Genomic DNA, 15,980 nt, shown 5'->3' on the forward strand with positions numbered 1-15,980 from the left:
GTGTTTGTCCTGGATCAGGATTGGCGGGTTTCTCGGGCGACGTCGGCTCTGCCGGCAGCCAGCGGTCCATAAAGCGTGTTGGCGTAGACGATCGGGATCTTCACTCCAGACAATGCCGAGGCGGCCGCGAGGCCGGACATCGCAGCCACCTCGACTGCGCCGACATTCACCTCCGGGACTTTGGTCCAGTCGCCAGCGAGGAAGAGGTTGGCATAACCCGAGTTGCCAGGGTCCAATCTGTACTGAAGCGTGTTGGGCAGGCTCAGCACATAGCGTTCGCTCGGACTGATGTTGGCCCGCCAGAATTGCTGATCGAACCGGTCCTGACCCGTCGCGGGGTACACAACATGCAGCAGATTCCACTGGAAGGCCGCGCCCTTTCCGGCGTTTGACCAGAGCCCCTGCAGCTGCGACGTCGTCCAGACGAGACCATCCTGCTTTGCCCTCTCTGTCGCAAGCTTGTCGTCGTTGGGCGCGGCCGAGTCAGCCATGACGCCGCAGAAATACGCCACCGAAAGCGGTTTTGGACTTGGCCAGTCCTCGGCCGGAAGCAGTTGGGACATGTCCGAATAGGTGTCGAGCGGCGACACATATCCGGTCGCGATCGGGCCGAGCGCTTCCGGCGGCGTCTGGGGCGCCACGAAAGGACCGCCAAGGTCCTGCACCGCGCGGTCGACCCAGAATTGCAGCGCCTCAGTGCGCACCGTCGCGAGATTCGAGACCATGTCGGCCCAGTCTTGCCGCTGATCGACCAGCGCCTTGCAGATCGTTCCGAGCGCGCCGACCGGGATGCCAAGGATCACCTGATCGAAGTCGCGCCCCTGTTGAAGGGGAAGCGTGGCGCAAGGCGGGGGCTGGGGACTGTAGTAATTCTCAAAATTGACGCCCTCGGATGCAAGCTTCTTTCCGTTCAGGATCTGGTCCCACAGCGGCGCGTTTGGCCAGCTGTGGATTCCCGCCACCGGCGGCCCGAACGGATCGTATTCCGGCACGCCGGGAGCAAGCTCTGCCTGCTGCTCGATGATGATGGTTTCGATCACGCTACCGTCGGCGCTCGGCAAAAGCGCCGTGACATTGTGGAAGAAGCAGAACGTTACGCCGCGGCTTTTCAGCAACTGGTAGATCGGCGTGAAGATGGTGTCGCCGAAGCCCGCAGTCGCCTTGAAGAAAAAAGCGCCCTTGTAAGTGAGGCCGAGGCGAAGCAGGGACTGTACGGCTGTGCAGGCTGACAGACTTGGTTTCGTCCTCTCCCCGGCTTCATAGGCAAAACAATAGTCGTACAACGCCCTCAACAAGACGGTGCTGGACAGGAACGTTCGAATGTCGTCCTTCAGCAAGTCGGGCGACGACTGCAGCAGGAACTCGCGGAAATCGAATGCGTCCAGTGTATGGAAACCCTGTTTGATGCAATCATTGTCGATCGCTCCAATCGCGATCAAAATTCCAACAAGGGCTTGCTCGAAGATTCTCCCATCAGGCCGACCCTGGAATGCAAGATAGGCGGCGAAGACGACGTAGAGAGCGCGGCGGAGCATGTCGGCGACATCAGCCCAATCCAGCCCTGGCACCGACTTGTCGCCGTTTTCCAGCAACTCCGCAGCTCGTCGCGACGCACGCAGCAATGCAGTTGCGTCCACGGCCGGACGGCCATTGGAGACGGAAGCGATCAGGGACTGCACATGCGGCGGCAAGTCCGAAATCCCGGGCATCGCCGCCCCTTGCCGACCGGCCGGCGAGGCCAATTCCAGATGGTCCCCGATCAGGCGCTCGAACCATGCGATCATCCGGCGGATCAGGGTCTCGATAGACGGCATGACCGGATCGTTGGCCCAGAGGCAGTCAGCCCCGGGGAAAACGTTCGGGCCATCCGGATCGAACCAGAAGGACCAGGGCGCGTACGTGCCGTTCTCGTCGGAGGTCAGAAAGAATTCGTTTTGGCGCTTGAACGCGTCGCCGATCGTCGCGAGCGGATCGCCGCGCGGGCGCTTCAGCGCTTTGAACGTGAGCCGCATGAGGGTAAAGGCGTTGTCATAGGCTCCCGACCAGATGTGAAGACCGTGCTCCTCGATCCGCTGTCCATAGGTCGGATTGCGTCCGCTCGCGGTCTTGCCCCCAAGGCGCCAGCCGAGCTGGTGCACCGTGATCTCGTATTTTTCTCTGTTGGGATCGATTTCGGTCAGCGCGAGGGCAGCGCTCATGGCGCCCATGCCGCCACCCAGGATCGCAATCTTTACCTTGCCGTCCGCCATGGCCATCGTCCCTGTCCATTTTGTGCCGGTAGCACGCGACCTCCTTTATTCGATCACGTCGTCGGCGAGCGCGAGCAGTTTTGGCGGCACGGTGAGGCCCTGCGCCTTGGCTGCTTTCAGGTTGATGACCAACTCGAACTTGGTCGGCGCCTGAACCGGAAGCTCGGCGGGTTTATTGCCTTTCAAAACGCGGTCCACATAGTCAGCCGCGCGTCGGAACAAATCATCCAGGTCGACCCCATAGGACACAAGGCCGCCCTCTGCCGCATAGGTGCGAAACGGATAGACGGCAGGTACGCGATAGCGCGCGGCCAATTCGATGATCTGTGGAATGTGAACAGTGATCGGAGCTGAGGGCAGCACAATCAGGCCTCCGCCCGCTTCGCGCCCGAGCGCCACAATCACGGCCTCGATCTCGCGCGCGTCGCGAACTGGAGTCAGGGTTGCCTGAACCGCAGATGCGACGGCAACGCTCTCGACCGAATGCAGGTAGTTCACGTAGTAGGAACCCGTATCGGGGTTCAACATGAGCGAAACGCGCCGGGTGCCTGGCGCAATCTGCCTAAGGATTTCCAGCCACTTTGCCCCCATCCCGAATTCGTAGTTGGTGAAGCCGGTGATGTTGCCCCCTGGCCGGGCAAGGCTGGTGACAAAGCCGTTGGCGACCGGGTCGGTAACCGACACGAGGATGACCGGAATCGTGTGCGTTGCCTGCTGAAGAGCCGCAGCGACCGGAGTGGTATGACCCACGATCAGATCTGGTTGCTGTCCAACCAATTCTCTCGCCAAAACCCGAGCCTGGTCGATATCACCGGCCGCATAGCGTATTGTGAGCTGCAGATTTTGTCCCTCAATCCACCCGAGCTTCTCGAGCGCAAGGCGGAACTCTTGGATGTTGCGCGCGATGCTCGGCTCGCTTTCCGCGAGTCCCGTCAGCAATCCGATCCGTCGCGCGCGCTCGACCTGCTGGGCGCGCGCGGCGACCGGCCACGCGACGGCCGCACTACCGATGAGTACGATGAAGTTGCGCCGCTTCATGCGAAAAATGCTCGTCGCGCGCAAAGCCTACCAGAAGATAGTGTCCTGCGTCGCAGCAAAATGCGGCTGCCGATGTCGCAGTCGGGTCATTTTCGACCGAGTATGCCGAAATCGTCGACCGGGCGCCTTCCGCTCAAGCCCGAAAGAGGACACTTAGTGAGCGCCGGCATCTAGGAGTACGCGCCCAAGCAAAAACCCCGGCATCGCTGCCGGGGTTTTGCATTTCGTATCTTCGCCTGAGCGGAGCGCGGATCAGAAGTCCATGCCGCCCATGCCGCCGCCCGGAGGCATGGCAGGGCCGGCGGCCGGCTTCTTCGGCAGCTCGGCGACCATGACTTCCGTGGTGATCAGCAGCGCGGCCACGGAGGCTGTGTTCTGGATCGCGATGAAGTTGGTGAAACCGGTAGCATTGCCGCGCTGGCCGTTCCAAAGGCTGCGGTTCATGCTTCCTCGGCCGCAAGCGCGGTAGGCTGAGCATCATCGGTTTCGGTGACGTCTTCCGGCTCCGCGTCAAGCCGCTGTTCATTGATTTTGATCTCGGTGAACCGTTCACGGATGGAGGGCTCGATTACATCGCCCTTTATCGCGAGCGCGGTAGCCACCACCCGTTCGGCAAACAACCGATTCTTCTTGCGTCGGCGGTCGACCAGTGCCTTCAGCAGCCCGTTCAGGTCGTGTCTCTCTTCCGCTCCCTCGATTACGAACGCGAAAACCTCCTCCCAGCGCTGATCGAATGTCATGGACGCAATGGCGGAAATCTTTTCTCCGGCGTCCGGTCTGCTGATCTGACTAAGAACATGTTGTGCGGTAAGATACTTGCCGATGACTTCATGTTTGAAGGACAGCAGCTCAATGCTCAAGGGAGCGGCGCTTGTCTCGGTCTTGAACAGGCTCGACCCCTTGGTCGCCTCGAGGACTTCCTCGACGTCGTCGTCTGTTGGCTCCAGGTCCTGGCTGACGAGACATTCGCGAATACGAGACCCGATCTCGCCAATTGGCGTTACGGGCGGCTCCTTTTGGAAGAGATCGTATGCCAACCTGAACAACGCCCGTATTTTGGGGCTGTCAAGCTCCACCCACTCATGCAGCGCCGTGTCGGTTTCAAGCAGCTTTCGATAGAGGGCTGCTCGCCGTGTCGGCACCAGCTCCGGTCCGCTCTTGGCGATCAGGGACGCCAGCACGGCGAGGTCCTGAGGGCTGGTCGCCAGCTTACGCGCTTCTTCGGGCAATTGCGGCCAGAGATCGGCGCCGAGTTCGCGCGCGAGATAATCTCGGGCCTGCGCGGGAGTAACCGATTCGAGCTGAAACACAGGCACGTCGCGTCGCTTGAGAAGATCCTCTTGCCCCGCCATGACCATTCGATTGCGCGCGTCGCGATTGATGAAGTCGTTTAGCTGCGCCTTGAGCTCATCTTTGGGAGCCTCGTTCAACGAATCCGCCAAGATGAGAAAGCCGCCGTCCTGGATCAGGTGATCGAGCGCGCCATCCGAAAGCCGTACTTCCCCTTTTCTGAGCCGATTCTTGAGGAGGCCCGGCAGGCTGCTGCCGGTGATCGATGTCGTGCGGAAGTCGATCAACACGGGCAGTTCGTTGCTTCGTCCGGCAAGAAACGACTCGGCGCTTTTGCGGGCGATGCATTGCAGCAGCACGCTCTTTCCGGTGCCGCTCCGCCCTTTGATCATGACATAGCCGCCCGCGGCAAAGAGTTCGGCAACGGCTTGTGGAACGTCCTCGAAGCGAATCCCTGACTGGCCGCCGGCACCGACAGGATAGACCGACTGCTGAATGTACGACGTCGGCGCAGCGCCGGCGTCGTCACGCACGAGAGATGCAACGTCGTGGAAGATTTTTCGCCGTGCCCAGGGGGCGGTCAGGATGCTGCGGTGAAGCAGCGGAAAGCGAAAGAATCCGCTGTTCACCGCCGTTCGTGCATATCGGGAATATGGATAGAGCACGATGAGCACCGGAAGCAGCACTCCATACAACAGGACCCCGCCAAGCAGGACGCTCAAGATGTTCGACACGTATTTGCTGACAGGTGAACGCTGGCGCAGCTCGCCCTTGAGCGCGGCCTCCGCACGATCGAGTGCGTTGTGAACATCCGTCGAAACGCCATCCTGCAGCAGGAGGGCATGGACGCGGGCCAAATCCGCGGTCGCCTGCTTTAGTTGCGCTTCGGTTCGGTCGCCCAGTCCGTTCTGCAGCGCTTCAGCGATCCCTCGAATTGACTCCTCCACGTCTCGGCGGATTCTTTGGTCACGATGCGCGATCGCCAGCGTGTCGAGAGCTGATTCGGCGGGAGCGCCTATTGCTGCGAGCGCCTTAGCGGCCGCGACGGCCACGCTTGTATCGGGATCGCGCAGCGCGGCCGTCAACGCCTTGACCGCGCTCGGATCGCCGATTGCACCCAAGGCATCGGCCGATTCCTGCCGAACCTCTGGGTCCGAATCTCGAAGGGTGGTCTTGAGACCGGACACGCCGGCAACGGCGTGAGGCCCGATCGCCCACAGGGTGGTTGCCGCGGCCTTTCGCACCGCAGCCTGCTTATCATTCAGCAGCGGAACGATCCCGTCGACGGCGCTTCGCGCACCATCGCCATAGCGCGCTAAGGCCTCGAGCGCGTATTCGCGCACGAACGCATCCGGATCGTCGAGCCGCTTCGTCAGGGCCGGGACAGCCTGCTCGGGCTTCGGTGCGACCGCGAGGACGAGGCCGCGCGCCGCGCCCCGACGAACGAACGTGTTGGGGTTGTCGAGGGCGGCGACCAACTCTGGAACGGCCGCCGCACCGTAATATTCGAAGACGTGCGAGCCCCACAATGTGATGTCCGGGTCGGGCGACTCCAGGATGGTCAACAAACGGGGGATCAGGGACTTGTCGAGCGGCCGGCAATCGTTGAGCAGGGAGGCAGCGGAGCGATGCATATGCTCATCCGGATCTCCGAGTGCGTCAACGAACTGTGCGCAGGGAAGTGGCCGCAGCTTCGTCAACGCATTTACGGCATGTGCTCGCACTCCTTCGTCCGGGTCTTTGAGGAGCCCCATCAATGCCGGAACGGTGGCTGCAGCATGGTTTGTGAAATGTCCCAGGGCGGTGGCCGCATCGGCGCGAATATCTTCCTCGGGGTCCTTCAGAGCCTTGAGGAGCGGTTCCACAAGTCTCTGTGAATCCATGCTGGGTTTGGAACGGCCTTTGTTGCCGGCCTGGCCGGTCTTCTTCGCCGTAGCGCTCTCAAGCGCCTCAACCTCTGGATCGGGAATCAGGATTTCGATGGCCTCGATTGCTCCGCGCCGAATCAAATGATCGGGGCTGGACATGGCGTCGATCAGCGCGGGCAGCGCAGCGTCACCGACGCCGGCGACGGCCGACGGCGCGACGCGACGCAGGTAAGGATCGTCAAACTTGCTCACCAATGCGGGAACGGCGCTCGCTGCATCCGGGCCGATTACCCCGAGTTCCTTGGCAGCCAACTTTCGTACTTCGGCAACCGGGCTGTCGAGCGCGTGGACGAAGATCGGAATGACCTCGTCCCTGGCTGTGGTGAACTTGACCAGTGCCTCTGCGGCGTCGCCTGTGGACGGACCGCCGGATGTGAAGGCATCGGCCAGAAGCGGTATCGCGTCACGACCTGCTTTGGCGAGCTCATCGATCGCCTGCTGCCGCACTTTTGGATCCGCATCGGCCAGCCGTGTGACGAGTACCTTTAGCTGTTGCTCGACCGCGGCGGGAGCCGCTCGCGCTTCAGCAGCGAAGGCGCACGCCAGCGCCAGGATGATACCGATCGACAAAGATCGATGCATATGCGGAGCGGTTCCAATGAGGCCGATGGTACGCGAAGTTGTACCATTATCATGCCTCAATCGGAACCGCTGCTCCCGTTCGCGGGCGCCTCCGGCTTGCGCCACATCATCAATTAGGAGCCCGTTGTGCATGACAGAAAAGCAGGCCGCCGATGGCAGAGATGGGTCGTTTTCAACCGAGCAAGCCGAAATCGTCGGCGGACCGCCTTCCGCTCAACCCCGAAGGCGAACACCTGGTGAGCGCCGGCCTTTATCAGTACGCGCCCAAACAAAAACCCCGGCATCGCTGCCGGGGTCTTGCATTTCGTATCTTCGCCTGAGCGTCGGATCAGAAATCCATGCCGCCCATGCCTCCGCCCGGAGGCATCGCGGGGCCGGCGGCCTGCTTCTTCGGTATCTCGGCGACCAGGGCTTCCGTGGTGATCAGGAGCGCGACCACGGAGGCTGCGTTCTGGATCGCGGTGCGGACCACCTTGGTCGGGTCGATGATGCCCTTGGAGACGAGGTTCACGTCGCCGGTCTGGCTGTCGAAGCCGTACGCGTACTGGTCCTTCTTCAGGATCTTGCCGACGATAACGGAGCCGTCCTCACCGGCATTGATCGCGATCTGGCGGGCCGGAGCCGACAGGGCCTTACGCACGATCTCGACGCCGGTCTTCTGGTCGTCGTTTCTTGGTGCGGATGCCCTTGAGCTGCTCGGTGGCACGCAGCAGAGCGACACCGCCGCCCGGCAGGATGCCTTCCTCGACGGCCGCGCGGGCGCGGCGGGTCCGTCGCGTCAGCGTCGCTGGTTCTCCTATTCAAGATGTCAAACAGCCTATTGGCCCGCAATGACGACGCGGACAGCACCCCACATTCCCGCGGCACGAAAATGCCCGAGTGATGCATCGTCTCGTGGCCCTCATTGGGAAGAGGGCGCAGGGAATGCCGGGTGCCGTTGCACCCGCGCGCCTCGTGTGCAGAAAATGCGCAAAAAACGCACACGGGCAGTCCACAGGTACAACCGAACACACTCCGGCATTCCCGGCGCAATGGTTTTAACGGCCTATCCTCGCGCTCTCCCCGAGGTACCGGGCTTGATAGCCCCCGTCGCCTGCAGGATCGCTTGCAGGCTTGACACCAGCGTCGGGGTGCCAGGACCACACGACTTAGCCGTCCGCAACGGCCGCGCTCGTCTGGCGCAGCCATTGCGTCCATCGCATCCCGCTCCCAACGTCCGTGACGATCGCGAAGCGCCCCTCTTGTGGGGGCGGGATGCGGGGAGATAATCACAGTCTTCTGGAAAACGTAAGCGGAATATTTTTCGCGAGGAGGCTTGACTTAAGGGAAGATATTTCCGGTAAACAGAAGTGATTTGCCCGGACGGGCACTTTGAGCGCTGTCTCGGAAAGGTCCTATCCTGATCGTCACTCCGAGCCTGGAATGACGAAGGGAGAGAGAACTCGGCTGTGTGCTCTCAAAGCCCGTCCTGTGACCTGCTCGAGTCAATGTTCGCTTCGCTCCGTTTGCGACCGCTTGATACGGCGGCGCAACATGTCGCGATGGCCAATTTTGGACGAGGTGCGCCGCAAAATATCAACGGCCCAGCGCATAGATCGCGACGTGCACAGATTGGTCAAGTTCGTATGGGGCGATCATGACCGCGATTTAAATTAGTCGGTACCGCTGACCCCTGACCGCTTCGCGTTTTCGTTAATCCGTGAGTGCACCATCATTTGCAGTCCAGCCTCCGCCGACCAAGGGGGCGGTGCAGAACGGTACGAGTCCTGCCGCAACCTCTTCCGCCTCGATGGCAAGATTGCGCTGGATTTCGGCGCCGCATCCACACCCCATCCCGCCCCTGGCTGCCCCGCTCCGCATGACACGCGGCCAGAATCCAGCGCAGCGAGTTTATGAATCACCAAGGTGGCGTCTGGAAAAAATAGCATTTCAGGCGGGCGTCCGAGTTAGTTGCAGTGCGGAACCGAGTGCGACGCCATGGTGTTAGCCTTCGCCCTATTGATGCATGACAGTTCAGCGTCAACGGCATATAGTGTATTCAGTGCTTTAGCGGACTGCCAAAGACTTGGTCGGTCCTGTCTTCAGGACGAAACGCGCACCCCTATTTGGAGCGGTCAGTTAAGACGGGAAACCGTCTGTGGCGGGGCTGCTGATTCAAGGAGGAATGTAGACCAGGGAGGTTTTTTAATCATGAGCAAGCTCAGCAGGCGTCAGGTTGTTGGTGGTTCGTTAGGCCTTGCCGTTGCCGGAACCATTGCTCGACCCTTCATCGCCAACGCCGCGGCCACAACCGCGTCCGTGTGGTGGACGCAGGGCTTCGTCCCGGAAGAGGACGCTGCATTCCGGGCCATGGTTGCCGATTATCAGAAGCAAAGCGGGAACACGATCGACTACAGTCTCATCCCGTTTGCGCCGCTGATGCAGAAGATTGTTTCCTCGCTAACCAGCGGCGACGTTCCTGATGTGATCTCGCACGACATTCAGGACGCGCAGGTCATTCCGCAGAACGCCTGGCATGACAAGCTTGAAGATCTAACAGAGATCGTGGAGCCGCTGAAATCGCAGTTGCTTCCGACCGCCTATCTCGGCTCGCACTTCTATAACAGCGTAACCAAGAAGCGCGCCGCGTATCAGGCGCCGTATAAGACCGCAGTCTTGCCGTTCCATGTCTGGGGTTCGCTTGTCGAGAAGGCCGGATTGAAGCTGGCGGATGCGCCCAAGACCTGGGACGCCTTTTGGGATTATTTCAAGCCGGCGCAGCAGAAGTTGCGCGCCCAGGGACTGCGCGGGGTTTATTCCTTAGGCCTGCAAGCCACAACCAACGGGCCGGCCGACGGCAACAACCTGTTTGAATACTTCCTCGCGGCTTACCATGGAATGGGCATTGTCACTCCTGATGGGCAACCGCATCTGGATGATCCAGCAGTCAAAGAAGCGGTGATCAAGGCGATCACCTACATCACAACGGCCTACAAGCAGGGCTATGTCCCCCCGGGCGCGCTCGACTGGAGCGATGCCGATGATAACAACGCTTTCCATGCTGGACAGATCGTGATGGACCTCGACGGTACGATCTCGACCGAAGTGGCGATGATCCATGATCCGGAGAAGTACAACGACGCGGTCACGCTGGGTTTGCCCAACGACAATCAAGGTAAGCCAATCGCGTCGCCGGTCGGGGTTAGCGGAGCGTTCATCCCGAAAGGGGCAAAGAACCTGGGAGTCGCCAAGGAGTTCGTCAAGTATGTCGTTCAGCCGAAGGTGGCGGGCGCGTATCTGAAAGCCGGGCTCGGGCGGTGGCTGCCCGCGATTCCGGATATCGTCAAGAATGATCCCTGGTGGACTGATCCCAAGGACCCGCACCGCCTGGCCTACGTTAACCAGGGCGTGCTGGGCAAGACGGTGCCCTACCACTACGCCTATAATCCCGGCTGGGCTGAAGCAAACGCTGCGCAGATTTGGGGTTCGGCGCACGCGAACGTCATTCGCGAGAATATGACGCCGCAAGCGGCGGCTGAAGCCGCTTTGAAGCGGATCGGCGACATCCTCGCGAAGTATCCCATCGCGCAGACGTGAGGCGGCAACGATGAGCAGCACGACGCTTATAGCCGCTCGCCGTACGCTCCCGGCATTATCGCACGGGCAGCGGGGCCGCCGTGTCTGGCGAGGAGGCCGGCAAAGTTCGGAATTCACTTGGGCAGTCGCCTTTGTCATTCCTTACGTCGCCGTGTTCGCGGCGTTTGTCGCATACCCCGTCGTTTACGGCTTGTGGATGGGCCACAAGCCGAGCCTCTACGCCGAGCTTTTTTCCGATCCGATCTATGTGAGCACCGTTGTCAACACGGTGATCTATCTCGGCGTCGGCGTGAACCTGAAGATGTTCGGCGCGCTGCTGTTATCGGGCTTCTTCATGCGGCGCAGCTGGTGGACGAAGGGCTTACTGCTCGTCTACGTGCTGCCGTGGGCAGTACCGGCACTGCCGGCCTTCCTCTCAATACACTGGATGCTGAACGGCCAATGGGGCCTTCTTAACAATACGCTGTGGGACCTTTTTCACATCGACGGGCCGGGCTGGCTCGAGACCTCGCGGTGGCTGGCACTCGGTTCGGTCATCGCCTCGCATATCTGGAAATGGATGCCGTTCTGGACCGTGATCCTGCTGGCGGGACGCATGGCAATCCCGCAGGAGGTGTACGATGCCGCCGCAATCGACGGCGCAACAGGCCTCCAACGCTTTTTCTATGTTACCTTTCCCCTGCTTGCTAACCTCTATCTCATCTGCACGCTGCTCTCGACAGTCTTCACCCTAGGCGACTTCAACTCAGTCTTCTTCGTTTCAGGCGGCGGCCCTGCGCTTTCAACCCATGTGCTGGCCACGCTTGGTATCCGCGATGCTTTCCAGATTGCTCGGCCTGATCTTGGCGTTGCCACGGTGATGTCGGCGCTGCCGCTGATGATTCCACTTATCATTCTCCTCATGCGCAAATTGAGCAGGACGGAGATACAGCTGTGAGCGCGCTCTCGATCAACAGAACGATAACACGGCGACAGCCAAACTATCGGCTGCGGCGGACGATGAAAGAGGCAGCCGCGGTGGCGTTCGTACCTGTGCTCCTCATCTGGACGCTTACGCCGATCTACAACATCGTCATGGTATCTCTCGATTCAAAGGGCGACGTTTTCAGCAACGACATCTGGCCTCCCCATCCCTCGCTCGATAGCTTCTGGATCGTGCTCAGTGAGGGCTATTGGTATCTTCAGTACTTCTGGCAGCAATTCGGCAACAGCGTCTACATCGGTGCGGCTACTACGTTCCTCACTCTTTTGATTGGCTCGCTGGCAAGCTTCTCGATTGGCCGTATGCGGCTCAAGTATGGTTGGCTGGTGAGCAACGCCGCGCTTCTGACCTACGCCATCCCGGCCTCGTTTCTCGCGATCCCATTCTACAGCATCATGCTGAAATACGGCCTTGCCGACAATCTATGGTCGGTCATCTTCGCCGAGGTCACCTTTGCCACGCCCTACGCAATTTTCATTTTCCGGCAATATGCGGTCAGCATTCCGATCGAACTTGACGAAGCCGCGCGCATCGATGGCGCCTCGCCTGTCCAGATTTATCTGCGCGTCTACCTGCCGCTGATGGCGCCGGCGCTTGTCGCGGTTGGCACCTACGCGTTGCTGCTGGCTTGGAACGAGTATCTGTATCAGTTCATGTTGCTATCGTCGAAGCAGAGTATGACGGTCCCGGTAGCGCTGGCGCAATTCCTCAACAGCGATGAAGCGCCTTGGAATTATATGATGGCGACCGCGATCATTTACGCGATACCGCCTGTGGCGATCTATTACGCGTTCCGCGGACGCATGACCGCCGGCCTTACGATGGGCGGCGTGAAGGGCTGAGCGGCGTCTCGCCGGGAAAGTCATGAACGGCATCTCGGGGGTTCTCGCAGTGAAAGGGCCTGTCGCGGCGGGCCGGCCGCGGATGCCGGCGTGGCGCGGTCACCTGCACGGCTCAGACCTCACCTGGTCAATCCTCTTCATAGTTCCTTACGCGGCGCTATTCGCTGCCTTTGTCATTTACCCGATAGGCTATGCGCTGTGGATGGGAAGCGATCCCGCGCTTTACGCCGAATTGTTGTCCGATCCGCGCTACCTGCGGGCTGCCGTCAACACCGTGCTCTTCGTCGGCCTCGCGGTGAACCTGCAGATGATTCTGGCCTTGTTGCTGTCCGGCTTTTTTATGCGCCGACGCCGATGGATCAGAGCGCTGCTGGTGATCTATATCCTGCCATGGACGCTCCCGGCGGTCCCCGCCTATCTGTCTTTCCACTGGATGTTCGTCGCCTATCCGCAGGGCTTGCCCAACAACTTGCTGGAAAGGTTGTTCGGAATAGAGGGACCGTTCTGGTTTGATCAGAGGTGGCTCGCGCTTGCTTGCGACATCGCTGCCAATGTCTGGAAATGGATGCCGCTGTGGACTCTGGCCTTGCTCGGCGGCCGCATGTCGATACCGCAGGACCTCTACGACGCGGCCGACGTTGATGGAGCTTCATTGTATCAGCGATTTGCGTATATCACGGTGCCGCTCCTTGCGAACCTTTACCTGATCAGCACGCTGGTCTCGACGATCTGGACCTTCGGCGATTATGCGCCGGTGCTGTTCGTGTCGGGCGGCTCACCCGCGTTCGGCTCGGAGGTCGTTTCCACGCTCGGGTTTCACTATGCGCTTGATTACGCCAACCCGCCGCTTGCCGTAGCCGCTGGCCTTTCGGTCCTGCCGCTGCTGATCCCCGCTGTAATCCTCCTGATGCACCGATTGAAGAGCACGGAGGTGCAGTTGTGATTCCGGCCCTGTTTCCGACGCGGCAGCAGCGCCCGGCCCGTTACCGGATCCGGCGGATCGCGATCGAAGCGGGCTCGGTGGTGCTCGGAGCGACGATCCTGATCTGGTCGCTTATCCCGGTTTACAACATGTTTCTGATCGCGGTCGATCCGACGGGCCACAACGAATTTACCTGGGAGATTTGGCCGTCGCAGGCAACGCTCCACGCTTTCATCGCACTCTGGACGGGAGACGTTGAGGACGTCCGCGATGTTTGGCCCCAGTTCGGCAACAGCATCTATATCGGTGTGTTTGTGATGGGGTTTACCGTTCTGATTAGCTCGCTCGTCAGCTTTGCGATCGGCCGAATGCATCTCGCCAGGAGTTGGATGCTTACCAACACCGCGCTCCTCACCTACATATTGCCATCTTCGACCCTGATAATTCCTTTCCAGCGGGTCATGCACGCGTATGGACTTTTGGACAATCCCTGGGCGGCAATCGCGGCGGAAGTGACCTTCGCAACTCCTTACGCAATTCTTGTTCTGCTACACACGGCAAAACTTATCCCAATCGAACTCGACGACGCCGCGCGCATCGATGGCGCCTCAGTCGTGCAGCTATATCTGCGCATTTACGTGCCCTTGATGGCGCCGGCACTCGCCGCCGTGGGCGCCTACGCACTATTGTTTGCGTGGAATGATTATTTCTATCAGTACATGCTCCTCATGTCTGAAAGAAACACGACGGTCGCTATGGCGTTGGAGCAATTCTTCGACGATGACGACGCGCCGTGGAACTACATGATGGCGATCGCGATCCTCTATTCGCTGCCGCCGATTGCGATCTTTTATGCGTTGCGCCGCTATATGGCGGCGGGATTAACAGCCGGCGGCACCAGCGGCTGAGCGACCCGATGGTCAGCGGTATTTCTGGAAGTGCCCCCAAAAAAACCCCGGCATCGCTGCCGGGGCTTTGCATTTCGTGTCTTCGCCTGAGCGGAGCGTCGGATCAGAAGTCCATGCCGCCCATGCCGCCGCCCGGAGGCATCGCGGGGCCGGCGGCCTGCTTCTTCGGCATCTCGGCGACCAGGGCTTCCGTGGTGATCAGCAGCGCGGCCACGGAGGCTGCGTTCTGGATCGCGGTGCGGACCACCTTGGTCGGGTCGATGATGCCCTTGGAGACGAGGTTCACGTACTCGCCGGTCTGGCTGTCGAAGCCGTACGCGTACTGGTCCTTCTCCAGGATCTTTCCGACGATAACGGAGCCGTCCTCACCGGCATTGATCGCGATCTGGCGCGCCGGAGCCGACAGGGCCTTACGCACGATCTCGACGCCGGTCTTCTGGTCGTCGTTCTTGGTGCGGATGCCCTTGAGCTGCTCGGTGGCACGGAGCAGGGCGACACCGCCGCCCGGCAGGATGCCTTCCTCGACGGCCGCGCGGGTCGCATGCATCGCGTCATCCACGCGATCCTTGCGCTCCTTCACCTCGACCTCGGTCGCGCCGCCGACGCGGATCACCGCGACGCCGCCCGCGAGCTTGGCCAGACGCTCCTGCAGCTTCTCGCGGTCGTAGTCCGAGGTGGTCTCCTCGATCTGCGCCTTGATCTGCTGAACGCGCGCCTCGATGTCGGCCTTCTTGCCGGCGCCGTTGACGATCGTGGTGTTCTCCTTGTCGATCATCACCTTCTTGGCGCGGCCGAGCATGGAGAGGTTGACGTTCTCGAGCTTGATGCCGAGGTCTTCCGAGATCGCCTGGCCGCCGGTCAGGATCGCGATGTCCTGCAGCATGGCCTTGCGGCGGTCGCCGAAGCCCGGCGCCTTGACGGCAGCGACCTTCAGGCCACCACGCAGACGGTTGACGACGAGCGTGGCGAGCGCTTCGCCTTCGACGTCTTCAGCGACGATGATGAGCGGCTTGCCGGTCTGCACCACGGCCTCGAGCAGCGGCAGCAGCTCGTTCAGCGAGGAGAGCTTCTTCTCGTTGATCAGGATGTAGGCGTCTTCCATCTCGACGCGCATCTTGTCGGCGTTGGTGACGAAGTAGGGCGAGATGTAGCCGCGGTCGAACTGCATGCCCTCGACGACGTCGAGCTCGGTCTCGAGCGACTTGGCTTCCTCGACGGTGATCACGCCCTCGTTGCCGACCTTCTTCATGGCATCCGAGAGGAACTTGCCGATCTCGGCATCGCCGTTGGCCGAAATGGTGCCGACCTGGGCGATCTCCTCGTTCGAGGTGACCTTCTTGGAGTTCTTGCCGAGGTCCGCAACGACGGCTTCGACGGCGAGGTCGATACCGCGCTTGAGGTCCATCGGGTTCATGCCGGCGGCAACCGCCTTGGCGCCCTCACGGACGATCGCGGCCGCGAGCACAGTCGCGGTGGTGGTGCCGTCGCCGGCCGCGTCGGCCGACTTGGAGGCGACTTCGCGGACCATCTGCGCGCCCATGTTCTCGAACTTGTCCTCGAGCTCGATCTCCTTGGCGACGGTGACGCCGTCCTTGGTGATGCGGGGAGCGCCGAACGACTTGTCGAGCACCACGTTGCGGCCCTTCGGGCCGAGGGTGACCTT

At 60.9% G+C, this 15,980-nt stretch carries 11 protein-coding genes and 1 pseudogene; 6 read left to right on the forward strand and 6 right to left on the reverse strand.

The window, feature by feature from the left end:
- Positions 1-14 precede the first annotated feature (14 nt).
- The 4 genes from VKR55_RS31050 to VKR55_RS31065 form a co-directional block, all read right to left on the reverse strand.
- Positions 15-2,255, reverse strand: a complete 2,241-nt coding sequence (locus tag VKR55_RS31050) for an NAD(P)-binding protein (protein ID WP_324409214.1) — start codon at positions 2,253-2,255, stop codon at positions 15-17.
- A 39-nt stretch (positions 2,256-2,294) separates the two neighbouring features.
- Positions 2,295-3,287 (reverse strand): ABC transporter substrate-binding protein, encoded by a 993-nt coding sequence (locus VKR55_RS31055; RefSeq protein ID WP_324409215.1) that lies wholly within the window; start codon positions 3,285-3,287, stop codon positions 2,295-2,297.
- Positions 3,288-3,539: 252 nt separating this feature from the next.
- Complete coding sequence (locus VKR55_RS31060) at positions 3,540-3,731, reverse strand: hypothetical protein (RefSeq protein WP_324409228.1); 192 nt, start codon at positions 3,729-3,731, stop codon at positions 3,540-3,542.
- Positions 3,728-7,075 (reverse strand): HEAT repeat domain-containing protein, encoded by a 3,348-nt coding sequence (locus tag VKR55_RS31065; RefSeq protein WP_324409216.1) that lies wholly within the window; start codon positions 7,073-7,075, stop codon positions 3,728-3,730. The genes VKR55_RS31060 and VKR55_RS31065 overlap by 4 nt, the downstream gene beginning before the upstream one ends.
- A 164-nt stretch (positions 7,076-7,239) precedes the next feature.
- On the opposite strand from VKR55_RS31065, the gene VKR55_RS31070 reads away from it, so the two are divergent.
- Complete coding sequence (locus tag VKR55_RS31070) at positions 7,240-7,407, forward strand: hypothetical protein (RefSeq protein WP_324409217.1); 168 nt, start codon at positions 7,240-7,242, stop codon at positions 7,405-7,407.
- An 8-nt stretch (positions 7,408-7,415) separates the two neighbouring features.
- Here the strand turns inward: VKR55_RS31070 and VKR55_RS31075 are convergent.
- Positions 7,416-7,845: pseudogene (locus tag VKR55_RS31075) on the reverse strand (TCP-1/cpn60 chaperonin family protein); the annotation flags it as partial.
- A 1,432-nt stretch (positions 7,846-9,277) separates the two neighbouring features.
- On the opposite strand from VKR55_RS31075, the gene VKR55_RS31080 reads away from it, so the two are divergent.
- From VKR55_RS31080 to VKR55_RS31100, 5 genes are all read left to right on the forward strand, one after another.
- Positions 9,278-10,663: an ABC transporter substrate-binding protein gene (locus tag VKR55_RS31080; protein WP_324409218.1), complete on the forward strand. Its 1,386-nt coding sequence runs from the start codon at positions 9,278-9,280 to the stop codon at positions 10,661-10,663.
- A 10-nt stretch (positions 10,664-10,673) separates the two neighbouring features.
- Positions 10,674-11,600 (forward strand): carbohydrate ABC transporter permease, encoded by a 927-nt coding sequence (locus VKR55_RS31085; protein ID WP_324409219.1) that lies wholly within the window; start codon positions 10,674-10,676, stop codon positions 11,598-11,600.
- A gap of 62 nt (positions 11,601-11,662) precedes the next feature.
- Positions 11,663-12,487 (forward strand): carbohydrate ABC transporter permease, encoded by an 825-nt coding sequence (locus tag VKR55_RS31090; RefSeq protein ID WP_324409220.1) that lies wholly within the window; start codon positions 11,663-11,665, stop codon positions 12,485-12,487.
- An 82-nt stretch (positions 12,488-12,569) separates the two neighbouring features.
- Positions 12,570-13,430 carry a carbohydrate ABC transporter permease gene (locus VKR55_RS31095; RefSeq protein ID WP_324409221.1) on the forward strand — a complete coding sequence of 287 codons (861 nt, stop codon included), beginning with the start codon at positions 12,570-12,572 and terminating at the stop codon, positions 13,428-13,430.
- Positions 13,427-14,317, forward strand: a complete 891-nt coding sequence (locus VKR55_RS31100; RefSeq protein ID WP_324409222.1) for a carbohydrate ABC transporter permease — start codon at positions 13,427-13,429, stop codon at positions 14,315-14,317. The genes VKR55_RS31095 and VKR55_RS31100 overlap by 4 nt, the downstream gene beginning before the upstream one ends.
- 103 nt (positions 14,318-14,420) lie before the next feature.
- Here VKR55_RS31100 and groL read toward each other — a convergent pair.
- A partial coding sequence (groL, locus tag VKR55_RS31105; protein WP_324409223.1) for a chaperonin GroEL occupies positions 14,421-15,980 on the reverse strand: 1,560 nt, incomplete at its 5' end.

This window comes from Bradyrhizobium sp. (genome assembly GCF_035309285.1).
Lineage (GTDB): Bacteria > Pseudomonadota > Alphaproteobacteria > Rhizobiales > Xanthobacteraceae > Bradyrhizobium.